22 protein-coding genes, 1 pseudogene and 2 riboswitches are annotated in these 23,207 nt (G+C 70.7%); of the genes and pseudogenes, 8 read left to right on the top strand and 15 right to left on the bottom strand.

Annotation, left to right across the window (positions count from 1 at the left end; genetic code table 11):
- Positions 1–20 precede the first annotated feature (20 nt).
- The 8 genes from ACIRG6_RS28800 to ACIRG6_RS28765 form a co-directional block, all read right to left on the bottom strand.
- Entirely contained in the window at positions 21–1,652 is a 1,632-nt protein-coding gene (locus ACIRG6_RS28800) for an ABC transporter ATP-binding protein (protein ID WP_403324986.1), read from the bottom strand.
- Positions 1,649–2,746 carry an ABC transporter ATP-binding protein gene (locus ACIRG6_RS28795; protein ID WP_225634837.1) on the bottom strand — a complete coding sequence of 366 codons (1,098 nt, stop codon included), beginning with the start codon at positions 2,744–2,746 and terminating at the stop codon, positions 1,649–1,651. The genes ACIRG6_RS28800 and ACIRG6_RS28795 overlap by 4 nt, the downstream gene beginning before the upstream one ends.
- Positions 2,743–3,750 carry an ABC transporter permease gene (locus ACIRG6_RS28790; protein WP_161163154.1) on the bottom strand — a complete coding sequence of 336 codons (1,008 nt, stop codon included), beginning with the start codon at positions 3,748–3,750 and terminating at the stop codon, positions 2,743–2,745. Before ACIRG6_RS28790 ends, ACIRG6_RS28795 begins: the two co-directional genes overlap by 4 nt.
- 69 nt (positions 3,751–3,819) lie before the next feature.
- Entirely contained in the window at positions 3,820–5,571 is a 1,752-nt protein-coding gene (locus tag ACIRG6_RS28785) for an ABC transporter substrate-binding protein (RefSeq protein WP_450152415.1), read from the bottom strand.
- Positions 5,572–5,630: 59 nt separating this feature from the next.
- The gene (locus ACIRG6_RS28780; protein ID WP_350722732.1) at positions 5,631–6,629 is read right to left on the bottom strand and encodes an ABC transporter permease; all 999 of its coding nucleotides are present in this window, start codon (positions 6,627–6,629) and stop codon (positions 5,631–5,633) included.
- 356 nt (positions 6,630–6,985) lie between these two features.
- Complete coding sequence (locus tag ACIRG6_RS28775; protein WP_364679787.1) at positions 6,986–7,783, bottom strand: enhanced serine sensitivity protein SseB C-terminal domain-containing protein; 798 nt, start codon at positions 7,781–7,783, stop codon at positions 6,986–6,988.
- Positions 7,784–7,952: 169 nt separating this feature from the next.
- Positions 7,953–8,753 carry an enhanced serine sensitivity protein SseB gene (locus tag ACIRG6_RS28770; RefSeq protein ID WP_364679784.1) on the bottom strand — a complete coding sequence of 267 codons (801 nt, stop codon included), beginning with the start codon at positions 8,751–8,753 and terminating at the stop codon, positions 7,953–7,955.
- Between the two features lie 80 nt (positions 8,754–8,833).
- The gene (locus ACIRG6_RS28765; RefSeq protein ID WP_364679781.1) at positions 8,834–9,499 is read right to left on the bottom strand and encodes an AAA family ATPase; all 666 of its coding nucleotides are present in this window, start codon (positions 9,497–9,499) and stop codon (positions 8,834–8,836) included.
- Between the two features lie 179 nt (positions 9,500–9,678).
- Positions 9,679–9,773: riboswitch (glycine riboswitch) on the top strand.
- Positions 9,774–9,890, top strand: a riboswitch (glycine riboswitch).
- Positions 9,891–9,933: 43 nt separating this feature from the next.
- Here ACIRG6_RS28765 and gcvT point away from each other — a divergent pair.
- The 7 genes from gcvT (at position 9,934) to ACIRG6_RS28730 (ending at position 17,015) form a co-directional block, all read left to right on the top strand.
- Positions 9,934–11,052 carry a glycine cleavage system aminomethyltransferase GcvT gene (gene gcvT, locus ACIRG6_RS28760; protein ID WP_239763006.1) on the top strand — a complete coding sequence of 373 codons (1,119 nt, stop codon included), beginning with the start codon at positions 9,934–9,936 and terminating at the stop codon, positions 11,050–11,052.
- A gap of 114 nt (positions 11,053–11,166) precedes the next feature.
- Positions 11,167–11,544 (top strand): glycine cleavage system protein GcvH, encoded by a 378-nt coding sequence (gcvH, locus tag ACIRG6_RS28755; RefSeq protein ID WP_189234100.1) that lies wholly within the window; start codon positions 11,167–11,169, stop codon positions 11,542–11,544.
- A gap of 14 nt (positions 11,545–11,558) precedes the next feature.
- Entirely contained in the window at positions 11,559–12,821 is a 1,263-nt protein-coding gene (gene glyA, locus ACIRG6_RS28750) for a serine hydroxymethyltransferase (RefSeq protein ID WP_364823463.1), read from the top strand.
- Between the two features lie 89 nt (positions 12,822–12,910).
- Complete coding sequence (locus tag ACIRG6_RS28745) at positions 12,911–14,278, top strand: L-serine ammonia-lyase (protein ID WP_318214514.1); 1,368 nt, start codon at positions 12,911–12,913, stop codon at positions 14,276–14,278.
- 127 nt (positions 14,279–14,405) lie between these two features.
- Positions 14,406–14,801 carry a hypothetical protein gene (locus tag ACIRG6_RS28740; protein WP_403324985.1) on the top strand — a complete coding sequence of 132 codons (396 nt, stop codon included), beginning with the start codon at positions 14,406–14,408 and terminating at the stop codon, positions 14,799–14,801.
- 113 nt (positions 14,802–14,914) lie between these two features.
- Complete coding sequence (locus ACIRG6_RS28735; protein WP_364679772.1) at positions 14,915–16,327, top strand: MFS transporter; 1,413 nt, start codon at positions 14,915–14,917, stop codon at positions 16,325–16,327.
- Between the two features lie 130 nt (positions 16,328–16,457).
- On the top strand, positions 16,458–17,015 hold the full coding sequence (locus ACIRG6_RS28730; RefSeq protein ID WP_318214511.1) for a glycoside hydrolase family 25 protein: 558 nt from the start codon (positions 16,458–16,460) through the stop codon (positions 17,013–17,015).
- 7 nt (positions 17,016–17,022) lie between these two features.
- Here the strand turns inward: ACIRG6_RS28730 and ACIRG6_RS28725 are convergent.
- From ACIRG6_RS28725 to ACIRG6_RS28715, 3 genes and pseudogenes are all read right to left on the bottom strand, one after another.
- Positions 17,023–17,700, bottom strand: a pseudogene (locus ACIRG6_RS28725) (NADPH-dependent F420 reductase); the annotation flags it as partial.
- Between the two features lie 202 nt (positions 17,701–17,902).
- Positions 17,903–18,115: an EF-hand domain-containing protein gene (locus tag ACIRG6_RS28720; RefSeq protein ID WP_077799447.1), complete on the bottom strand. Its 213-nt coding sequence runs from the start codon at positions 18,113–18,115 to the stop codon at positions 17,903–17,905.
- 59 nt (positions 18,116–18,174) lie between these two features.
- Positions 18,175–19,089, bottom strand: coding sequence for a helix-turn-helix domain-containing protein (locus tag ACIRG6_RS28715; RefSeq protein WP_364679768.1), 915 nt, complete (start codon positions 19,087–19,089; stop codon positions 18,175–18,177).
- A 49-nt stretch (positions 19,090–19,138) separates the two neighbouring features.
- Here ACIRG6_RS28715 and ACIRG6_RS28710 point away from each other — a divergent pair, with 49 nt between their 5' ends.
- Positions 19,139–19,831 (top strand): GNAT family N-acetyltransferase, encoded by a 693-nt coding sequence (locus ACIRG6_RS28710; RefSeq protein WP_364679765.1) that lies wholly within the window; start codon positions 19,139–19,141, stop codon positions 19,829–19,831.
- Here the strand turns inward: ACIRG6_RS28710 and ACIRG6_RS28705 are convergent.
- The 4 genes from ACIRG6_RS28705 to ACIRG6_RS28690 form a co-directional block, all read right to left on the bottom strand.
- Positions 19,785–20,396 (bottom strand): ADP-ribosyltransferase, encoded by a 612-nt coding sequence (locus tag ACIRG6_RS28705; protein ID WP_364679762.1) that lies wholly within the window; start codon positions 20,394–20,396, stop codon positions 19,785–19,787. The genes ACIRG6_RS28710 and ACIRG6_RS28705 overlap by 47 nt on opposite strands.
- A 95-nt stretch (positions 20,397–20,491) precedes the next feature.
- The gene (locus ACIRG6_RS28700; protein WP_403324984.1) at positions 20,492–21,673 is read right to left on the bottom strand and encodes a YncE family protein; all 1,182 of its coding nucleotides are present in this window, start codon (positions 21,671–21,673) and stop codon (positions 20,492–20,494) included.
- Positions 21,673–22,452 (bottom strand): polysaccharide deacetylase family protein, encoded by a 780-nt coding sequence (locus ACIRG6_RS28695; RefSeq protein ID WP_403324983.1) that lies wholly within the window; start codon positions 22,450–22,452, stop codon positions 21,673–21,675. The genes ACIRG6_RS28700 and ACIRG6_RS28695 overlap by 1 nt, the downstream gene beginning before the upstream one ends.
- A 122-nt stretch (positions 22,453–22,574) precedes the next feature.
- On the bottom strand, positions 22,575–23,078 hold the full coding sequence (locus ACIRG6_RS28690; protein ID WP_318214505.1) for an ATP-binding protein: 504 nt from the start codon (positions 23,076–23,078) through the stop codon (positions 22,575–22,577).
- Positions 23,079–23,207 lie beyond the last annotated feature (129 nt).

Here is a 23,207-nt window from a genome sequence, read left to right as displayed (position 1 = left end):
GCTCACGGACCGGGCCGGGTTTACTTCTTCTTCTTGGCCGGAGGTTCGGCGTCGGCTTCGGCGTCGGTCTCGGCGGCGTCCGTCTCCGACGGCTCGGGCACGGCGGCCTCGGCCTCCGCCGGACCGGCCTCGGCCTGGGCCGGCTCCGCCTCGGAACCGGCCTCCGCCGCGGGCCCGGACGCCTCGGTCTCCACGTCCGCGGTCTTCGCGTCGCCGGCCTCCGCCTCCGGGACGTCCGCCTTCGCGGCCTCCGCGTCCCCGGCCTCCGCCTTCGGAGCGTCCACCTCCGGGACGTCCGCCTTCGCGGCCTCCGGGTCCGCGGCCTCCGCCTCCTGGGCTTCCGCCTTCGCGGCCTCCACCTTCGGAGCCTCCGCCTTCGGAGCCTCCGCCTTCGAAGCCTCCGCGTCCGCGGCTTCCACCTCCGGCGCCTCCGCCTTCGCGGTGTCCACCTTCGGTGCGTCCGCCTCCGGGACGTCCGCCTTCGCGGTCTCCGCGTCCGCGGTCTCCGTCGCCGAGGTCTTCGCGGGCTTCGCCAGGACCTCGGCCGAGACCGTCTCCGCCGCCTCCTTGGCGGCGGTGAGCAGGACGACGTCCTGCGGGGCCTGGTCCTCGAAGTTCTCCGGGTGGTGGCAGGCCACCTGCTGGCCCGGCCGCAGCTCCTTCAGCGGCGGCTCGGTGGTCTTGCAGATCTGCGTCGCCTTCCAGCACCGCGTGTGGAAGCGGCAGCCGCTCGGCGGGGAGATCGGCGAGGGCACGTCGCCGCGGAGCAGGATCCGCTCGCTCTTGGCGCCCCGGCGCTTCGGGTCCGGCACCGGCACCGCCGACATCAGCGCCTTGGTGTACGGGTGCATCGGCGCCTCGTACAGCGACGTACGGTCGGCGAGTTCGACGATCTTGCCCAGGTACATCACCGCGATCCGGTCCGAGACGTGCCGGACGACGGACAGGTCGTGCGCGATGATCACGTACGTCAGGCCGAGCTCCTCCTGGAGGTCGTCCATGAGGTTGACGACCTGCGCCTGGATGGAGACGTCCAGCGCGGAGACCGGCTCGTCCGCCACCACCAGCTTCGGCTTCAGGGCGAGCGCGCGGGCGATGCCGATGCGCTGGCGCTGACCGCCGGAGAACTCGTGCGGGTAGCGGTTGTAGTGCTCGGGGCTCAGACCCACCAGCTCCAGGAGCCGCTGGACCTCCTTCTTCACCCCGCCCTCGGGCTCCACGCCCTGGAGGCGGAACGGCGCCGAGACGATGCCGCCGATGGTGTGACGCGGGTTCAGCGAGCCGTACGGGTCCTGGAAGATCATCTGGATGTCCCGCCGCAGCGGACGCATCCCGGCCGTGTTCAGCCGCGTGATGTCCTTGCCCTCGAAGTGGATCGAGCCGCCCGTCGGGTCCTGGAGCCGGGTGATGACCCGGCCCATGGTCGACTTGCCGCAGCCCGACTCACCGACCACGCCGAGGGTCTCGCCCTTGCGCACCTCGAAGTCGATGCCGTCGACGGCCTTGACCGCGCCGGCCTGGCGCCGGAGAACACCCTTGTGGATCGGGAAGTGCTTCTGCAGGCCCTCGACCTTCAGCAGCACCTCGCGCTCCTCGGGAGAGGATGCCTGGGCCGGGACCGTCGTCGCGTCCTTCTTCTTCGTATCGCTCACAGCTTCGGCGCAATCTCTTCGGTCCAGATCCGCGTGCGGTCCTCCGGCGAGAGGTGGCAGGCGGAGAAGTGCCCGCTGCCGACCACCTGGAGCTCCGGCCGCACGGTACGGGTGACATCGCCCTTGGGGATGTCCGCGTACGGGCAGCGGGGGTGGAAGGCGCAGCCCGAGGGGACGTTGATGAGGCTCGGCGGCGAGCCCTTGACCGGGATGAGCCGCTCGGAGGTCTCGCGGTCGATGCGCGGCATCGAGCCGAGCAGGCCCCAGGTGTACGGGTGCTGCGGCCGCTCGAAGACGTCGTCGACCGAACCGCGCTCCACGCACCGGCCGCCGTACATCACCAGGACGTCGTCGGCGATCTCGGCGACCACGCCGAGGTCGTGGGTGATGAGGACGACCGCGGAGCCGAACTCCTTCTGCAGGTCCCGGATCAGGTCGAGGATCTGCGCCTGGACGGTCACGTCCAGGGCGGTCGTCGGCTCGTCCGCGATGAGCAGTTCGGGGTTGTTGACCAGGGCCATCGCGATCATCGCGCGCTGGCGCATACCGCCGGAGAACTCGTGCGGGTAGCTGTCGACGCGCTTGCCGGGCTCGGGGATGCCGACCCGGTCGAGCATCTCGATCGCCCGCTTGCGCGCGGTCTTCTTGTTGACGTCGTGGTGGACCCGGTACGCCTCCACGATCTGGTTGCCGATCGTGTAGTACGGGTGCATCGCGGACAGCGGGTCCTGGAAGATCATCGCCATCTCGCGGCCGCGCAGCCGGCGGACCTCGTCCGGGTCGGCGGAGACGAGCTCCTTGCCGCCGAGCCAGATCTCGCCGGACATCTGCACGTTCTTGCCGCGCGAGCCGAGCCGGTGCAGGCCCATGATCGCCAGCGAGGTGACGGACTTGCCGGATCCCGACTCTCCGACGATGCAGAGGGTCTTGCCCTTCTCCACCTGGAAGCTGAGCCCGTCGACGGACTTGACCAGTCCGTCGTCGGTGGGGAAGTGCACCTTGAGGTCGCGGACCGCGAGGAACGCGTCGGGCGCGTTCGAGGGCGAGCTCGTGGGCTCACCCACGGCGGCCCCGGTCTTGGAGAGTTCGGTCACGAGAGCCTCACGCGTGGGTCGGCGGCGGCGTACAGCAGGTCCACCAGGAGATTGGCGATCACGACGAAGAAGGCTGCGAGCAGGGTGACGCCGAGGATCGGGGGCAGGTCGTTGTCGGTGATGCCCTGCACCGCGTACTGGCCGATGCCGGGCAGCGAGAACACCTTCTCGGTGATCACGGCGCCGCCGAGCAGCAGGCCGAGGTCCATGCCGAAGACGGTGATGATCGGCGTCAGCGCGGCTCGCAGCCCGTGCCGGGCCACGACCCTGCGCTCCCGCAGGCCCTTGGCGCGGGCCGTGCGGATGAAGTCCTCGTTCATCGTCTCCAGCATGCCCGAGCGGGTGAGCCGCGCGTAGATGGCGGAGTACAGCAGGGCCAGCGAGCACCACGCCGGGAACAGCGTGTTGGCCCATTGGGCCGGGTTCTCGGTGAGCGGCACATAGGTGCGTCCGAAGATCGGCCACTGGAAGGTGAACAGCAGGAGCAGCAGGTTGCCCGTGAAGAACATGGGCAGCGAGACACCGGCGAGCGCGACGCCCATGAAGGTGCGGTCGAAGACGCTGCGGGGCTTGAGCGCCGAGATCACGCCGATCAGGACACCGGAGACCAGCCACAGCACGGCGGCGCCGCCGGCCAGCGAGAGGGTCACCGGGAGGCGGGAGGTGAGCTGCGGCCACACCTCGACGTGGTTCTTGAAGGAGTAGCCGAAGCAGGGCGCGTCACACTGCGCCGTGGTGGGGCCCAGGTTGTAGGTGGCGCCGCTGACGATCCCCTTGATGAAGTGCCAGTACTGGACGTACAGGGGCTCGTCCAGACCGAGGTTCTGCTTGACCGCGAGGATGTCTGCCTTCGTCGGACTCTTTCCGATGTACTGCTGCGCGAGCTGGTCGGCGGTCTGACCGGCGAGCCGCGGCAGCAGGAAGAAGATCGCGAAGGTGACCGCGGTGACGACCAGCAGCAGGATCACTGCCGCGAACGTCCGACGGAGGATGTACGAGATCACGGGGACCGGCGCTGGTGCCCGCGGGCCGCGAAGCCCGCGGGCACCAATGCCTTCACCTGCCTTCCGGGGCTACTTCTTGGTCGTGCCGATGTTGAGGTAGTCGTACTGACCGCTGAAGGCCGCCGTGGACACCAGGTTGGTGTAGGTGGTCGGGCGGTACAGCAGGACCTTGAAGTAGGTCAGCGGGACGAGGGTGGCCAGGTCCATCGCACGCTTGTCGATCTGGGCGTACAGCGCGTTGCGCTCGGTGTCGCCCTCGGTGGCGATGGCCTTCTCGAGCGTCTCGTTGATCTGCTTGTCGTTGATGTACGACAGGTTGGTGTTGCCCGAGGCGCCGATCGCGTCACCGTGCAGGATCTGCTGCAGGAAGCCGTAGCCGGAGGGCCAGTCGGCACCCCACTGCATCATGTGCAGACCGATGTTCTGCTTCTTGTCGAACGTCGGCACACCCGCGTAGTCGGTGAAGTACTTGCCCGACGGGTACTGCTTCAGGCTGGCGTTGATGCCGACCTTCTTCAGCGAGGCGATGATCGCGGTGGCCGCGTCGATCTCCTGCGGGCGGTCGCTGCGCGCCGAGATGTTGGTGTTGATGGCCGTCTTGCCGCAGGCCTTGAGCTGGTCCTTGGCCTTGGCGACGTCGCCCTTGTTGCCGTCGGTGGCGTAGACGTCCGACTTCTCGTAGCCGGTGATGTCCGGCGGCAGGACGGTGGTGGCGACCTCACCGCGGATCGGGCCGCCGAGGGCGGTCTGCACGGAGACCTTGTCGATGGCGTACTCGACGGCCTTGCGGCACTCGACCTTGTCGAACGGCGCGACCTGCGAGTTGATCGCCATGTAGACCAGGCGGCCACCGTAGGTGTTGTCGGTGTTGGCCTTCAGGGCGGCGTCGTTGACGACCTTCGCCTGCGTCGCGGCCTGGACGCCCGTGCCGCCGAGGTCGATCGCGGTGCCGGCCTGGACGTCCTGGTCGATCGTCTCGGCGTTGACCTTGAGCTTGACGACGATCTTGTCCGGGTACTGCTTGCGCAGCGGGTCCGTCTTCGGGTCCCAGTTCTCGTTGCGGACGAGGACGGCCTGCTTGCCCTCCTCGTAGCTCTCGAACTTGTACGAGCCGGAGGACACGATGTTCTTGACGTAGTCGATGCCCTTGTCCTTGGACTGGGGCACCGGAGCCGTCTGCGGCGTCGCGACCAGGTAGTCGAACTCCTGGAAGGAACGGTTGAGGTGGAAGACGATCGTGGTGTCGTCCGGCGTCTCGATGGACTTCAGTCCCTCGGGGCTCTTGTCCTTGTACGGACCCTTGTACTTGTCGCCGTCCTTCATGAACTGCTGGAAGTAGTTCGGACCGAGGGAGAGCACGTCACGCGCGAAGTTGGAGCGCTCGACGGCGTACTTGACGTCCTTCGAGGTGATCGGGGTGCCGTCCTGGTACTTCAGACCCGCGCGCAGCTTGTACGTCCAGGTCTTGCCGCCTTCGCTCGGCACGCCCTTGCCGGCGGCGAGGTCCGGGACCAGGGTGTTGCCCTTCTCGCCCGCGCCGGGCTGGAAGGTCATCAGCGGGCGGGCGTAGAGCCGGCTGAGGTTGTACATGTACGCGTAGTACGTGTTGCCGGGGTCGAAGGAGTCCGGGACGTCCGAGTACTCGTACGTGACCGTTCCACCCTTCTGGGTGGAGGCGTTGACGACACCCTTGGTCGCTGCGTTGGCCTCAGCCGACTTCTTACCGTTGTTGTCCGAGTTGTCATCGGCTTTGCTGCAAGCCGAAAGCAGCAGGCTTGCACTGCCGATGGCCGCGACCGCGGCCAGCGCTGACCTTCGCATGATGGTCTGCTTCCCCTCCATTGTTGGCAAATCTTTGGGACTCTCGTGGCAGTCGCCGGTCAGCGGCTGCGCGGGTCGAGAGCGTCACGGAGACCGTCGCCGAGCAGGTTGAACGCCAGGACGGTCACGAAGATGGCGAGACCGGGAACGATCATGAACTGGGGGTCGACCTGGTAGAAGGCGACCGCCTGGTTGATCATGCCGCCCCACGAGGCCTGCGGGGGCTGGATGCCCACGCCGAGGAAGCTCAGGGACGCCTCGAAAATGATGTTGGTCGGGATGAGCAGCGTCGAGTAGACGATGATCGGGCCGACGAGGTTCGGCAGCAGCTCCTTGAAGAGGATGTACGGGCCCTTGGCCCCCATCCCCCGGGAGGCGTCGACGAACTCCCGTTCGCGCAGGGCCAGCGTCTGGCCGCGGACGATGCGCCCCAGATAGGGCCAGTTGAAGAAGCCGATGACGAAGACCAGCACCAGGATGTGCAGCGGCAGGCCCTCCAGTCCGAAGGCACCGCCCTGCAGGGTCGCCGAGATGGCGATCGCGAACAGCAGGAGGGGGAAGGCCAGGAAGGTGTCCATCAGCCGGCTGATGACCGTGTCGACGCGTCCGCCGTAGTAGCCGGCCACCACGCCGAGGATCGCGCCGATGGTGTTGGACAGGATCGTGGCGCCGAAGGCGACGACCAGCGAGACCCAGGAGCCCTCGAGGATGCGGGTGGCGATGTCCCGGCCGAACTTCGGCTCCACACCGAGCGGGTGGTCCCAGCTCATGCCGCCGAAGTCGCCCTTGGGCAGCGAGGTGTTGGGGTCGATCAGGTCCTGGTTGAGGGCGTTGGGGTCCAGACCGAAGATCGCCTGTATCGGACGGGAGAGGATCGCGAGGAGGATCAGCAGGATCACGACGACCCCGCCGGCCACGGCGACCTTGTCCTTCTTGAAACGGGACCAGGCGATCTGCCCCAGGGAACGGCCCTCGATCTGCCCCTTATCGGCACCGACGAGGACAGCCTCGGGCTGTGCCTCGGCTTGCGCCCCGGTGGTCTCGATCGGTGCGGTCACAGTGACCCGACCCCTCTCGCCGGTGGTGACCGGCCTACACCCGCCGTGGATTACGGCTTTGTCGACTTGCTCTCGATCACGGGATCGAACGATCCGGTGTCTGTCTCGGGAGTCTTCAGCGTCGTCAGGATCACCCGCCAGGTCTGACCGGGAAAGTATGCGCAACCGTGATGCATTGCTGGGGATTCCGTTATCCGAACAGTGGGTAACGGCCTTCGGACGAAGGACAGTTGGGACACAACGGCGAAATCGCCGACCTTCGCGACCTTCCGCCGCCGTCTACGCGCGAAGAAATGTGTGCGTGACGTGAAGATCACGGAGCGTCGCCGGTACGGGCGACCCGACCTCACGCTCCGTCAGAAGCTGCCGCGGGCCGGAGGGTAGCCGTACCCGGCGGCGGGCGCATGGGCGGGGGCCGCGTGGGCCTCGCGGTCGTAGAAGGGGCGGGCGTGGGCACGCAGCCACATGGCGACCGGGTCGTGCGCGTCGGTCATCGCCACCGTCGACACCGGCAGTCCCTCCGGCACCGCGCCGACGGACTGCTGCATCATCGCCCGCACCGCGTCCACGGCCGGCGGCGACGTGTCGTACACGTCCAGGCCGATGGCGAGGTAGGGGGCGCCGAGCGACGGCTGCACCCAGGCGCGGCGCAACGCGCGGACCGCCGGGGTGCGGTGGGCGTTCTGCGCGAGCAGGGCGTAGAACTGCGGGATCTCGATGGCCGGTTCGGACAGGCGCAGGGGCCCGGCGGGCTGGCGGTCGAGACCGGAGGCGATGCGGCGCAGGTCGAGCCAGGGGATGCCGACGCCGCCGCCGGGGGCGTGCGGATTGAGCCAGAGGCCGTAGTGGTCCGGGTAGAGGGCGCGGGCCACTTCCAGGCCGTCGACCACTTCGTACGACCGGTTCCAGCCGCTGGCGGAGAGCTCCTGGGCGGAGGTGACGCAGGGCGCGTAGCCGCAGCCCTCGACCTCCATGCGCCCGTACTGGGCGTCCGGGGAGCCGGCCTGGCCGTGCCACAGCAGCATCCAGACCTGGCCGGTGGCGGGGGCGGCGAGGGCGCGCAGCAGGGCCTCGTAGGCGTCGTAGCGTCCGGGCGTCACCTGGCGCAGCATGTGCTCGACCTGCCCGGTCGCGGCAGTACCGCTCGCGCTCACCTTTTACCGACCCTTCGAGAATCGTCCCCTGTTCGTGAACCCAGCTTAGGGCTCCGCCGGGTGCAGTGGCTCTGGAGCTCGGGGGTTGTTGTCGGTCGACGGGTGCGGGGGCCGTCGTGGCCGGTCGCGCCGTTCCCCGCGCCCCTTCGGTGCGCTTCCCGGCCGGCGTTCACCGGTCTTGGTCGTAGAACGGGCGGACGTGTGCCCGCATCCAGTCGCAGACCGGGTCCTGGGCTGCTTCCAGGAGGACCAGGTTGACCGGCCACTTGACCGGGACCGTGCCGAGGGCGCGGCCGAGGGCGTCGAGGGGGAGGGCGCGGGCGTCGCCCTCCCAGTGGGTCAGTTCCACGCCGACGAACAGCATCGGGTCGGCGGTCTCGACGGCGGCCAGGCAGCGGCGGGCGGTGCGGACGACGCCGGTGGCGGCGAACTCGGCGGAGGCCGCGGCCAGGAAGTCCACCGGGTCGTCCTGCCAGTCGGGTTCGAACAGGCGGACCCGGCCGCCGGACGCGGGCCCGTCCAGCGGGGTGCGCCCGGCCCGGCACAGCTCGGCCACGGCGGCCGGCGGCAGCGGGATGCCGACCGTGCCGTCCGGGTTCACGGCGATGCCGACCTGCGGGGGCAGGCCGCGGGCGAACTCGGCGGCGGGGGCGACGGTGTAGCCCATGTGGGGGCCGGCGACCCGGCGGAGCTGCTCCTCGGAGCTGAACACCGGCACATGGGCCTGGCCGTCGATCTCCACCGTGGGCAGGTCGAGGGGGCCGGTGTCCGGGCCGCCGCCGTTGGGCAGCGGGACCCAGACGAAGCTGCGGCCGAGCACCTCCACGATCCGGCCGCCGGCGCCCGGCACGCCGAGGGAGGCGGACAGCACCTCCTCCAGCTCGTTGCCGGGCCATCCACCGTGCGGGTGGGGATGCGCCTGCGCCGGGAACTCCGGTGAGAGGTCCGCGAAGTCCGCTGGGAAGTCCATCTGCCTACCGCCTGCCTGGTACCGCTGCTGTGGCTGAAAAGGCTAACCCGTTCGGCCCCAGCGGCACACGGTCCGTCACCTCAGCCCGTGAAGGCGATCCGGTGCAGTGTGTCCGCCGACACGCGGTCGAGGAGGACCGCCGAGGCGCAGCCGGCGGGCAGGGTGCCCCCGGTCACGGAGGCGAGCAGGCGGTCGGTCGCCGCGCGGTGCCGCAGGAACGCGTACCGGGAGACGCCCCGGCCGCGCTCGCGCTGGCCGGCCAGGGCGTCGTCGGCGCCGACGTCGAGGAGCAGCAGGTGCAGGGTGCCGCCGCGGCGGCGGGCCTCGCGGGCCAGCCAGCCGCGCACCCAGGCCTGCGTGCCGCAGTCGTGCACGACGACGCCCTCGCCCGAGCGCAGGGCGCGGCGCAGCCCGGCGTAGTGGGCGAGGCGGACCAGGGGCCGGTAGAGGGCGTACGGGAGGAGGCGCGGCATGCGGCGGTCCCAGCGGTCGCGGGTGTCCTGGGAGTCGATGCGCAGGCCGCGCACCGTGCGCCGCATCAGGGTGGACTTGCCGCTGCCGGGCAGGCCGGTGATCACCACGACGTCGCGGGGCCCGAAGAGCAGGGCGTGCGGGCTGCGGCCGTCGCGGTCGCGCAGATCGCGGACGACGGGTGCGGGCATGTCGGCACACGCCCCCTCGGTCGGGGCGGGCCGCTTCGGCAGCGCGATGCCCGAGGTCGTTGCGTAAGCCGTGGTCCTGTTCACCGTGATCGTCCTCCCCTGGGGCGGTTCACGAGTTCCCGTCCCCGTCGAGTGTAAAGAGAAGGTAATGCGGCGGTCTCGCGTTTTCGTGCGCTTACTGCCACAAGCCGGTTACAGATCACGGTCTGCCACGAACAGGCCGGGCGTGCAATGATGGCGGCGCCAACTGCATACCGGCCGTTTGAATCCGCGCGGGAGAGTCCCCGGCCATCGCCGGGGCGCCGAAGGAGCAAGTCCCTCCCTTGAATCTCTCAGGCCCCGTTACCGCGCGGGCGAGGCACATCTGAAAAGCGGGCCGCCGTTCGACGGCTGCCCCACCCAAGGTGCAAGTCCTGACCGCCGTACCGCGGTGGTCATGGCGAACCTCTCAGGTTCCGATGACAGATGGGGAGGACCGCCCTCGCCCGTCCTGTCCTGTCCTGGGAGACGAACGACCGATGAGCAGTACCGAACTCCGCCGTACCGCGCTCGATGCCACGCATCGCGCGCTGGGCGCGACGATGACCGACTTCGCCGGCTGGGACATGCCCCTGCGCTACGGCTCCGAGCGTGACGAGCACGTCGCGGTGCGCACCCGGGCCGGGCTCTTCGACCTCTCCCACATGGGCGAGATCACCGTCACCGGCCCGCAGGCCGCCGGCCTGCTGAACTTCGCACTGGTCGGGAACATCGGCAGCGTGAAGCCGGGCCGTGCCCGCTACACCATGATCTGCCGCGAGGACGGCGGCATCCTGGACGACCTGATCGTCTACCGCCTGGGCGAGACCGAGTACATGGTCGTCGCCAACGCCTCCAACGCCCAGGTCGTGCTGGACGCGCTCACCGAGCGCGCCGCCGGATTCGACGCCGAGGTCCGCGACGACCGCGACGCCTACGCGCTGCTGGCCGTGCAGGGCCCGGAGTCCCCCGGCATCCTCGCGTCGCTCACCGACGCCGACCTGGACGGCCTGAAGTACTACGCGGGTCTGCCCGGCACCGTCGCCGGCGTCCCCGCGCTCATCGCGCGCACCGGGTACACCGGCGAGGACGGCTTCGAGCTGTTCGTGAAGCCGGAGCACGCCGTGGAGCTGTGGCAGGCGCTGACCAAGGCCGGCGAGGGCGCCGGGCTGGTCCCGTGCGGTCTGTCCTGCCGGGACACGCTCCGCCTGGAGGCGGGCATGCCGCTGTACGGGCACGAGCTGACGACGGCGCTGACGCCGTTCGACGCCGGGCTCGGCCGGGTGGTGAAGTTCGAGAAGGAGGGCGACTTCGTGGGCCGGGCCGCCCTCCAGGAGGCCGCTGCCCGGGCCGAGGCGAACCCGCCCCGCGTGCTGGTGGGCCTGGTCGCCGAGGGCCGCCGGGTCCCGCGCGCCGGGTACCGGGTCGTCGCCGGCGGCGAGGTGATCGGCGAGGTCACCTCCGGCGCCCCGTCCCCGACGCTGGGCAAGCCGATCGCCATGGCGTACGTCGACGCGGCGCACGCGGCCGAGGGCACCGCAGGGGTCGGCGTGGACATCCGGGGCACCCACGAGCCGTACGAGGTCGTGGCCCTGCCCTTCTACAAGCGCCAGAAGTAGACACTGGGCGTGCGGGGCCCTTCGGCGCCCCCGTACGCGTCCGGCGCTTCCCAGCCAGCAGTTCCGTAGTCCCCCCGTCACCACCACTCCCCCGCGTACAGGAGAATTCAGGCCATGAGCAACCCCCAGCAGCTGCGCTACAGCAAGGAGCACGAGTGGCTGTCGGGCGCCGAGGACGGCGTCTCGACGGTCGGCATCACGGAGCACGCGGCCAACGCGCTCGGTGACGTCGTCTTCGTCCAGCTCCCCGAGGTCGGCGCCACCGTGTCCGCGGGCGAGACCTGCGGCGAACTGGAGTCGACCAAGTCGGTCTCCGACCTGTACTCCCCCGTCTCCGGCGAGGTCACCGACGTCAACGAGGACGTCGTCAGCGACCCGTCGCTGGTGAACACCGCGCCGTTCGAGGGCGGCTGGCTGTTCAAGGTGCGGGTCAGCGAGGAGCCGGGCGACCTGCTCTCCGCCGACGAGTACACCGAATTCGCCGGCGCCTGAGGAGACACGGACGCATGTCGCTTCTGAACACCCCCCTGCACGAGCTCGACCCCGACGTCGCCGCCGCCGTCGACGCCGAGCTGCACCGCCAGCAGTCCACCCTCGAGATGATCGCCTCCGAGAACTTCGCGCCCGTCGCGGTCATGGAGGCCCAGGGCTCGGTCCTCACCAACAAGTACGCCGAGGGCTATCCCGGCCGCCGCTACTACGGCGGCTGCGAGCACGTCGACGTGGTCGAGCAGATCGCGATCGACCGGGTCAAGGCGCTCTTCGGCGCCGAGCACGCCAACGTGCAGCCCCACTCGGGTGCCCAGGCCAACGCGGCGGCGATGTTCGCGCTGCTCAAGCCGGGCGACACGATCATGGGTCTGAACCTCGCCCACGGCGGGCACCTGACCCACGGCATGAAGATCAACTTCTCCGGCAAGCTCTACAACGTCGTCGCCTACCACGTCGGTGACGACGGCCAGGTCGACATGGCCGAGGTGGAGCGCCTCGCCAAGGAGAACCGGCCGAAGCTGATCGTGGCGGGCTGGTCGGCCTACCCGCGGCAGCTCGACTTCGCCGAGTTCCGCCGCATCGCGGACGAGGTCGGCGCGTACCTGATGGTCGACATGGCGCACTTCGCCGGTCTGGTCGCGGCGGGCCTGCACCCGAACCCGGTCCCGCACGCCCACGTGGTGACCACCACGACCCACAAGACGCTGGGCGGCCCGCGCGGCGGTGTGATCCTCTCCACGGCCGAGCTGGCCAAGAAGATCAACTCTGCCGTCTTCCCCGGTCAGCAGGGTGGGCCGCTGGAGCACGTGGTGGCCGCCAAGGCCGTCGCCTTCAAGGTCGCGGCGAGCGAGGACTTCAAGGAGCGCCAGCGTCGTACGCTGGAAGGCGCCCGGATCCTGGCCGAGCGCCTGGTGAAGGACGACGCGAAGGCGGCGGGCGTGTCCGTCCTGACCGGCGGCACGGACGTCCACCTGGTCCTGGTCGACCTGCGCGACTCGGAGCTGGACGGCCAGCAGGCCGAGGACCGTCTCCACGAGGTCGGCATCACGGTCAACCGCAACGCCGTCCCGAACGACCCGCGCCCGCCGATGGTGACGTCCGGCCTGCGCATCGGTACGCCGGCCCTGGCGACCCGCGGCTTCACGGCCGAGGACTTCGCCGAGGTGGCGGACGTGATCGCCGAGGCGCTCAAGCCGTCGTACGACGCGCAGGCGCTGAAGGCCCGGGTGAAGGCCCTGGCGGACAAGCACCCGCTGTACCCGGGTCTGAACAAGTAACCAACAGCATCACCCAGGGGCGCCGCGCAGGCCACGAGCGAGCACGGCGCCCCACCCTCTCCGCATCACCCCCGTTCTGAGGAGTTCCCGTGGCCATCTCGGTCTTCGACCTGTTCTCGATCGGCATCGGCCCGTCGAGTTCGCACACGGTCGGCCCGATGCGCGCGGCGCGCATGTTCGCCCGGCGCCTGCGCAACGAGGAACTGCTGGACTCGGTGGCCTCGGTCCGGGCCGAGCTGTACGGCTCGCTCGGCGCCACCGGCCACGGCCACGGCACGCCCAAGGCGGTGCTGCTCGGCCTGGAGGGCGAGTCGCCGCGCACGGTGGACGTGGAGACGGCCGACGATCGCGTCGAGACGATCAGGACCTCGGGCCGCATCCGGCTCCTCGGCGAGCGCGAGATCGCCTTCTCCTACGACGACGACATGGTCCTGCACCGCCGCAAGGCCCTCCCGTACCACGCCAACGGCATGACGCTGTGGGCGTACGACGCGGCGGGCACGGAGGTGCTCTCCAAGACGTACTACTCGGTAGGCGGCGGCTTCGTCGTGGACGAGGACGCGGTGGGCGCCGACCGCATCAAGCTCGACGACACCGTGCTGAAGTACCCCTTCCGCACCGGCGACGAGCTGCTGCGCCTGACCGAGGAGACGGGTCTGTCGATCTCCGCGCTGATGCTGGAGAACGAGCGGGCCTGGCGCGACGAGGACGAGATCCGCGAGGGCCTGCTGGAGATCTGGCGCGTGATGCAGGCGTGCGTGGCCCGCGGCATGTCCCGGGAGGGCATCCTGCCGGGCGGCCTGAAGGTCCGCCGCCGCGCCGCGAACACCGCGCGCAAGCTGCGCTCCGAGGGCGACCCGCAGGCCCTGGCCATGGAGTGGATCACGCTCTACGCGATGGCCGTGAACGAGGAGAACGCGGCCGGCGGCCGGGTCGTCACGGCGCCGACGAACGGCGCGGCGGGGATCATCCCGGCGGTCCTGCACTACTACATGAACTTCGTCCCCGGCGCCGACGAGGAGGGCGTGGTCCGCTTCCTCCTGGCGGCCGGCGCGATCGGCATGCTCTTCAAGGAGAACGCCTCCATCTCCGGTGCCGAGGTCGGCTGCCAGGGCGAGGTCGGCTCCGCCTGCTCGATGGCGGCGGGCGCGCTCGCCGAGGTGCTGGGCGGCTCCCCGGAGCAGGTGGAGAACGCCGCCGAGATCGGCATGGAACACAACCTCGGCCTCACCTGCGACCCCGTCGGCGGCCTCGTCCAGATCCCCTGCATCGAGCGCAACGGCATGGCCGCGGTGAAGGCGGTCACGGCGGCCCGGATGGCGATGCGCGGCGACGGCTCGCACAAGGTCTCCCTCGACAAGGTCATCAAGACCATGAAGGAGACGGGCGCCGACATGTCGGTGAAGTACAAGGAGACGGCCCGGGGCGGCCTGGCGGTGAACATCATCGAGTGCTGAGGGCTCAGGGGCCGGTGCCGTGAGCCCGTGCGAAGCCCCGCCGTGTGGCGGCTCCCGGACGGGGCAGCACACAGGAGGTCGCGCTGGGCGCGGCGCGCAGAGGCACGGTACGAGCGGAGGTTCACGCGTGGACTGGCTGTTCATCGTCAAGCTCGCGGCTGCGGCCCCGGACGGCGGATCGTCCGCCAAGAGGCACCTGCTGGAACTCGCCGAGACCGAGCCCCGCCGGGAGTGGTGCCTGTCCAGGTGGCGCCGGATGGCCGCGGGCGACCGCCTGTGGATCTACGTCGCCAGTCCGGTGCGGGAGGTCGCCGCGGTGGCCGAGATCGAGGGCGAGCCGTTCGAAGCGGCCGGGAACCCCCGTCAGCCGTGGCGCGTCCGAGCGACGCTCAGCCCGGCGGCGACACGCCGGCTGCACAACGACCCTGTCCCGCTGCACCTGCTGGCCAACCGGCACCCGCAAGGGGTCACCCGCGTGAAGGACGCCGACCTGGCGCTTCTGCTGCGGCGCGCCGGCCTGTAGTACCTCTTCCCCGAGGCTCCCTCGTCTCACATCGTGGCATCGACTTTCCGTCAAGTAAGACGCCTGAGATCGTTTCAAGGCACACACATGTTCCACGCGTGAAAGACCGAGCCATGTCCGCATCCGTCGCCGGTTCAGCCGGGGCACCCGTCAATCCGCGGTCCCGTGTTCTCATCGCCAGCCTCATCGGCACCACGATCGAGTTCTACGACTTCTACATCTACGCGACCGCCGCCGTTCTGGTCTTCCCGGCGCTCTTCTTCCCGAACAGCGACCCGACCACGGCGCTGCTGTCGTCCTTCGCGGTCTTCGGTGCCGCGATGGTCGCCCGCCCGATCGGAGCCGTCTTCTTCGGGCACCTCGGTGACCGGCTCGGCCGCAAGAAGACGCTGGTGGTCTCGCTCCTCACCATGGGCATCGCCACCTTCCTCATCGGCGCGCTGCCCACCTACGCGCAGGCAGGCTGGGTCGCCACCGCGCTGCTGGTGCTGATGCGGCTCGCGCAGGGCTTCGCACTCGGCGGCGAGTGGAGCGGTGCCGCGCTGGTCGCCACCGAGAACGCGCCCAAGGGCAAGCGGGCGCTGTACGGCACCTTCCCGCAGCTGGGCGCCCCGCTCGGCTTCATCATCGGCAACGGCCTGTTCCTGATCATCGGCGCGCTGCTGCCGTCCGCGGCCGGCGCCGACCCCACCCAGCCCTCCGAGGCCTTCACCAGCTGGGGCTGGCGCATCCCGTTCCTGTTCTCCGCCGTGATGGTCGCGATCGGGCTGTGGGTGCGGTCGCGGCTGGTGGAGTCGGCGGTGTTCACCAAGACCCAGGAGACCGGGAAGGTGCGCAAGCTGCCGCTGGCCACCGTGGTCCAGGGCCACTGGAAGCAGCTGATCCTGGGCACCTTCATCATGCTGGCCACGTACGTGCTCTTCTACCTGATGACCACGTTCTCGCTGAGCTACGGGCGCACCGCCGAGGACGCCGCCGTGCCGGGTCTGGGGTACAGCTACACCACGTTCGTCCTGATGATGATCTTCGGTGTGCTGTTCTTCGCCGTGTTCACCCTGGTCTCCGGACCGCTCGCCGACAAGTACGGACGGCGCACCACTCTGATCTGGATCACCGCCGCGATCGTGGTCTTCGGCCTGGTCTGGGTGCCCCTGATCGACCTGGGCACGCTCGGCGTGGTGCTGTGGCTCGTGCTCGGTTTCACGCTGATGGGCATGACCTTCGGCCCGATGGGCGCGCTGCTGCCCGAGCTGTTCCCGACGAGCGTGCGCTACACCGGTTCCGGTATCTCGTACAACGTCAGTTCGATCCTCGGGGCGGCCGTCGCGCCGTTCATAGCGGTGGCGCTGTGGGAGGCGGGAGACGGCTCGCCGTGGCTGGTCGGCGTCTACCTGTCCGCGATGGCCGTGCTGACGCTGACCGCGCTGCTCCTCGGCAAGGAGACCAAGGACGTCTCCCTGGACGACGACGAGGCCGCCTCCGCCGACGACGGCACCCGCGCCCCGGCCGCCTCCTCCGCCTCCTGAACCGACCGGCGCACGCCACCGCCGTACGCCGAGCGCCCTCGCGCCCGGCGTACGGGACGCCGATCCCGGGCATAACAACAACTCCCGCCCCCAGGGCACTTCAGCCCCACCGGCATCCGAGGGAGTCCTCATGCTGCGCGGCATCGACGTGAGCGCGTACCAGTCCTCCAGCTACGGCACGGACGGCCTGTCCTTCGTCTTCATCAAGGCGACGGAGGGCCGTTCGTACGTCAACCCCAAGCTCGCCGCCCAGACGGAACGGGCCCGCGACGCCGGGCTCGTCGTCGGCTTCTACCACTTCCTGTGGCCGGGCAACCTCACCGCCCAGGCCGAGTACTTCCTGTCCAGGACACCGGAGAGGAAGGGCGACATCCTCGCCGTCGACTGGGAGTCGACCGGCGAGGGCACCCATGCGAGCAACGCCGAGAAGGACCGCTTCATCCGGAAGCTGAGGGAACTGCGGCCGGACAACCGGGTGATCCTTTATTGCAACCGCCACTTCTGGCTCAACGTCGACACCACCTCGTACGCCGGCGACGGTCTCTGGATCGCCGACTACGTGACGGCGGGCAAGCCGCGCATCCAGGCCACGTGGCGCTTCCACCAGTACACCGACGACCCGGTGGACACGAACGTCGCGGACTTCGCGAGCAAGGCCACGCTGACGCAGTGGGCGCAGAGCGCCTGAGCGGCCGTCAGCCCCGGAAGTCCGCGGTGCGCTCGGCGGACGCCTGCGCCAGTGCCTTGGTGACGTCGTCCACGCCCGCGCGCAGGCCGTACACCGGGGTGCCGGGCTGCTGGCGCCAGGAGTCGTCGATGCCGCCGGCGTCCACGGTGTCGAAGCCGAGCTCGTCGATCAGGGCCCGCACCTTCGCCTTGGCCGCCTCGTCGTCGCCGGCCACCGGGAGGGCCATGCGGCCGGGGTCGCCGGCCGGGCGCGGTCGGTCCAGGAGGTCCTGGGCGTAGGTGCCGTTGAAGGCCTTGATCACCGGGTGGCCGAGGTGGCGCTCGGTCCAGCGGCTCTCGGTGAGGCCCTCGTCCTCGATGCCGGCGATCCGGCCGTCGCGCTGCTGCGGGTAGTAGTTGCCGGTGTCGATGACCGCGACGTCGTCGGCGGCCCCGTCCAGGACGCCGGACGGCAGGTCGGGGATCGCCTTGAGGGGGATCGTGACGACCACGATCTCCGCGCCGCGTGCCGCCTCCCCGACCGGTACGGGGGTCGCCCCGGTCTCCTCGGCCAGCGCGGTGAGCGTGTGCGGGCCGCGGGAGTTGGCGACGGAGACGTCGTGCCCGAGGGCGGTCAGCCGCCTGGTGAGGTTGCCGCCGATGTTGCCCGCGCCGATGATGCCGATCTTCATGGTCCTGACTCGCCTGGCCTTCCGGAGGTCGTGTCCTGCGGGTCCGGCGCGGGTCGGCCGCGCCGGTGGTCAGCGGCAACCTCCGGCCGCGGCGGACTATTCCGGCACCGGCCGTCCTTCACCTCTCCGGAGCAGCGCGGGCGTCTCCTCCGGCTCCCGGCGCATGCCGAGGGGGCGCACGACCGGTCGACCGGACGTGCGCCCCCTCGGACGTCGCCTACTTGTTGAGGTGCGCCCAGAACTCGTCGAACGACAGCATCTTGTCGCCGTTGAGGTCACGGCCGGCGATGATCGCCTCGGCCACCGACTCGGTGACGTTCCAGTCACCGCCCTGGGCCAGCGCGGTCTTGAACTCGGCAGCGGTGATGAACCCGTCACCGTCCGTATCGATCCGCTCGAACTGCTTGCGCGCTTCCTCGATGTCCGCCACCGATCAGCCCCTCATCCGTGCTCCGGTCGTGCTGTCGCACGCCACTGACGCAGGTCAGATTAGCTGCCCGCCCGGGCCTCCAGTGCGGCGACCACCCACCCGAACTCCTGCTCGTACGTCGGCTGGGGCCCGAGGCCGTTGACGACGGCCGACAGCTCGCGGTACCGGCCGACCCGGCTGTTCGTCATCGCGGTCAGGCGTTCGCGTACGGCGGCGGCGTCGGCGTCGCCGAGCAGCCGGCGCAGGACGTCCCCGGCCTCGGGCGCCTCGGGGGCGACGCCCCGGAGCAGCGCGTCACCCGCGAGCCGCACGAGACGGCTGACGAACCACATGGACGTGCCGGCGGGGACGTCCGGCCCCCGGTCGGCCGCGTTGAACTCCACCATCGAGCGCATCAGCGCCCGGAAGCCGGGGTCCTGGATCAGCTCGGCCAGTTCCACCCACGCGTCCACCTGCTCCGGCGTCGGATCGTCGGGCAGCGTGGCCGCCGTGAACCGCAGCCGCCTGCGGACGTCGGGATCCGCCGTGTCGATCCCGTCGAAGAGCTCCGTCATGAAGTCGTCGACGATCCGCCTGCGCTCGGCGGCGGACAGCCGCGCCAGTTTGTTCATCAGGGTCGTCTCCTTGGCGGTCGAGCCGCGTCGCGCCACGGTCGACAGCACCGCACGGGTCACCTTCAGCGACGCGATCTGCGCGTCCAGCGCGCTCACGTGCGCCGCCGCGACCTGCGCGACCGTCGTCTCGCCGGACAGGATCCGGCGCACGTCGTCCAGGCCGAGGCCCAGTTCGCGCAGGGTGCGGATCAGCTCCAGGCGGGCCGTCGAGGCCGCGTCGTAGAGCCGGTAGCCGCCGGCGGAGCGGGTCACCGGGGGCAGCGCGCCCTCGTCGGACCAGTAGCGGATGGTGCGCACGGTCAGTCCGGTGGTCCGCGCCAGTTCACCGATGGTCATGAGTCCGGTGCCGTCGTCGGTCATGTCTGGGAGTGTGGACCTTCCAGTGGGTGGAGACTCAAGGGGCACGGTGATGGAGAGCCTGCGGGAGATCCTGGACGCGGCGGCGCGGGGCGTCTTCCCGCCGCCGGACGGCGGGACGACGGTGGTCGCGCCGCCCGGTCCGCGGGACGCGGGCGTCATCGCCTTCACGGCCCACTCGGTCGTCTTCACGGACGAGGACGAGGGATGGGTGCGCGGGACGCTGGGTGCTCTGGAGTGCGACGCGCTCGCCGCGACGATGAACGCGCGGTTCCTGGCGGCCCTGATGGAGCGGACGGGGCGGACGACCGACACGATCGACGTGCTGCTGACCGGGGCGCCGCTCGCGGGGCGCCCGCGACTCGCGCTGACGGAGGTCGCCGACCCCGCGCATCCGCGGGTGGTCTCCGCGCGCCGGCGGCGCGACGACGTACGGGTGTGGGCGGCGGACGGCGGGGTCCTCGTGCTGGGCCGCGGGGTCGCCGGGCGGCTGGAGGTCGCGGTGGAGGTGGCGGAGGGCGCGCGGCACCGGGGGCTGGGGCGGCGGCTGGTGACGGCGGCGCGGCAGCTGGCCGGGGGCGAGCCGGTGTGGGCCCAGGTGTCGCCGGGGAACGCCCGCAGTCTGCGGGCGTTCCAGGCGGCGGGCTACCGGCCGGTGGGGTCGGAGGCGCTGTTCCTCCTCCCCCGCGGGCGGGCGGTCAGTGCCAGGGCTCGTAGTGCGGGTTGCTCTCGCACTCGCTCATGATCTCGGTCTTGGTCTGCTTGTCGACCGGGCAGACCCCGATGACGTACTGCCGCTGGATGCCGCCCGGGAAGGCGACCTCGACCTGGTCGGCCCACTTGTGGGTGTCGCCGATGGTCTTGTTGACGTCGACGCCGCCGGGCGCGTCGATGTAGTAGTTGTAGCCGGACTTGTACCAGGTCTTGTACAGGTCGTGGTCGTAGGTCGTCGACACGTACGGCGAGGGCTGGTTGACCAGGACGTACTTCTCGATGTCGTACTGGCCGTTGCGCACGTCCTTGGCGTGGAAGCCCTCCTCGAAGACGATCCGCGGGCCCCGGCTGTCGCTGCGGTAGAGGGTGCCGCAGGTGGTGCGCCAGACCGGCCGGGGCGTGATGCGGGCGACGTCGACGTCCCGGTCGGCGGCGGCCTTGACCTTGTCGTCGAACTGGGGGCAGGCGGGGGCGGCCTTCGCGGGTGCCGCCGCCGGGGCCGCCGCGCCGGGGACGGCGGCGGCGGAGGTGGCGAGGACGGCGGAGAGGGACAGGACGGCGGCGGCGGCCCGGCGCCGCAGGCGTGTGGTGATCATGCGCGTACGATCCCGGCTCCGCGGCGACGGGCCGCGGATCATCACCCGATGGTGGCGTGTTGGCCGAACTCCCTTGCCGTGTACCCCCCTTGTGGTCAGCGGAAGATGCCGGTGTGGCCGAGCGAGTAGCGGCCGGGCTGCGGGTAGACGGCGAGGCCGTGCGGGCCGCTGCCGACCTTGATGCGGGCGAGCTGTTTGCCGGTGCGGGTGTCGATGGCGTACACCTCGGCGTCGTAGCGGCCGGAGAGCCACAGGACCTTGCCGTCGGCGGAGACGCCGCCCATGTCGGGGCTGCCGCCGCCGGGCAGGCGCCACTTCTTGGTCAGCTCGTCGCGGGTGAAGTCGAAGACGGAGACGGTGCCCTCGCCCCGGTTGGAGACGTACATCTCGCGGGAGTCGCGGCCGACGTAGAGGCCGTGGGCACCCTTGCCGGTGGGCAGGAGGGTGGGCGTGGTGAACGCGTCGCCGTCGAGCACCCACATGCCGTCGGCCTTCATGTCGGCGATGTAGAACTTCTTGCCGTCGGGCGAGACCTTGACGTCCTGCGGCATCGCGCCGCCGAAGGGGAGGCTCTGCTGGGCGACGACCTCCATCTTCCGGGTGTCGACCTTGAGCAGTTCGCCGCTGAACTCGCAGGAGACGATGAAATAGCGCCCGTCGAGGGAGAAGTCGGCGTGGTTGACGCCGTAGCAGGTGACGGGGACGGTCTTCTCGACCTTCATGGTGTGCGGGTCGCGGAAGACGAGTTGCCGGTCGAGGGAGGCCATGACGACCGCGTACTTGCCGTCGGGCGTGAAGTAGAGGTTGTACGGGTCGTGGACGTCGACCGGTGTGCCCGCCGTGCCCGTCCTCGGGTCGATGGGGGTGAGGGTGTTGCCCCGGTCGTTGTTGACCCACAGGGTCTTCAGGTCCCAGGACGGCACCACGTGCTGGGGCTGCCGGCCGACCGGGATGGTGTCGATGACCTCGTAGGTCTTCGGGTCGATGACCGTGACGGTGTCGGACTCGGTGTTGGGGACGTAGATCCGGGAGGGGAAGTCCTTGACCACCGGGGACAGCTTGTTCGGGCGGTCGGCGGCGTAGACGTCCTTCGGGTCGAGGACGGGCGGCATGCCGGGCAGGCCGTCGACGGCGGGTTTCCGCTCGGCGGGGGTGGCCTTGGCGGCACGGGCGCTCGGGTCCGTCCCGCCGGACCGCTGCTGTCCGTCACCGCAGGCGGCGAGGGCGACGAGGGCGAGGCCCGCGATCAGGGCGCGGGTGAGGGTTCTGGCGTGCATCAGCCGATCAGCTCCGTGGTGGTCACCGCGTGCAGTCCGCGGCGGTCGAGTTCTTCGAGCAGGGCGGGGAGCGCGGCGACCGTGTCCGCGTAGCCGAAGTGCAGGCTCACCACGGACCCGCCGCGGACCGCGCCGAGCACGGTGCGGGTGACGGCGGCGGCGCCGGGCGAGGTGAAGTCGAGGGAGTCGACGTCGTAGGAGAGGACGTGCGGGTAGCCGGCGCGGACGGCCAGCTGTTCGAGGAGCGGGGAGGCGCGGGCGGCTCGGGAGGGCCGGAACCAGGTGCCGATGGAGCCGGTGAGGCGCTTCAGGCGCCGGGCGCAGTCGGTGATCTCGGCGTATGCCTCCGCCTCGGTCATGGCGTTGACGTCCAGGTGGCGCTGGGTGTGGTTGCCGAGGTCGTGGCCGCCGTCGAGGATGCGGCGGGCCAGTTCCGGGTGGGCGTCCAGCCAGGTGCCGACGGCCAGTACGGTGACGCGGGCGCCGTGCCGTTCGGCCTCGGTCAGGATCGCGCGGGCGGTGGCGGGGTCGCCCTGGCCGTGGAAAGTGAGGGCGACACGGGCGCGGTCGCGGGGGCCGTGGGCGATCTGGACGGGGCGGCCGGGGAAGCGGCGGGGCGCGGGCGCGGCGGGCGTGCGGGGCGGGGCCGGCGTGGAGCCGGAGGCGCGCGCGGCGGGGTGGGCGGCGGCGCCCTTCGTGCCGCATCCGGTGGTCAGCGCTCCCGCGGCGACGAGTCCGGCGCACGCGGCCAGTGCGGTTCGGCGGTCGGTCGTGGTCACCGCACCATTTAAGGTGCGTCGCGCCCGAAAACGGGTGATTCGCCCGAACGGTGGCCGGTCCCGCGGTCGGCCCCTCGGCCGGCGGTGCGGTGCGGTGCGGGATCAGCGGGCGCGGCGCGGGCTCAGCGGTCCGTCACCCGCAGCTCGAACCAGGTGGTCTTGCCGCGCGGCAGCAGATCCACCCCCCAGCGGTCGGACAGCTTGTCGACCAGGAAGAGGCCGCGTCCGCTGATGTCCGTCTCCTGGACCGGCATCAGACACGGCAGCCCCCGGGAGGGGTCGCGGACCTCGACGCGGATCCAGCCGGGGCGGCGGCGCATGTGGAGGCCGAAGACGCGGGCGCCGGTGTGACGTACGGCGTTGCCCACCAGTTCGGAGACGAGCAGGACGGTGTCCTCCGTCACCTTGGGGGACACCTTCCACTGGCGCAGGGCCACCACCTGGGCCAGTCGGCGGGCGGTGGCGGCGGACTCGGGGCGGGACGGCAACGGAACCTCGCACTCCGTGGGATTGCCGAACAGCTCCAGTGCCTTGAGCCCGTATTCGTCCTCGACCGCCGGCGACCAGCGCGCCGCGGTCGCACGTCCGGCTCCCCGCGGCTGTTCCGTACCCTCCAGCCCCGCCATGCCCCCATCATGGCCGCCGCCGGCGGCCTCCGGGGCCGTTCCCGGTGAATGCGCCGGCGCAGAGCCGGGGCCGCCCAGGAGGCGCCTGACATGTGCCAGGGGCAGTTCGGTACCCCGAACGGCGTCGCT

It is taken from the genome of Streptomyces flaveolus (assembly GCF_044765825.1).
GTDB lineage: Bacteria > Actinomycetota > Actinomycetes > Streptomycetales > Streptomycetaceae > Streptomyces > Streptomyces flaveolus.
The sequence above is the reverse complement of the archived record's forward strand: the minus strand, read 5'-3'. Positions and strand labels throughout refer to the sequence as shown.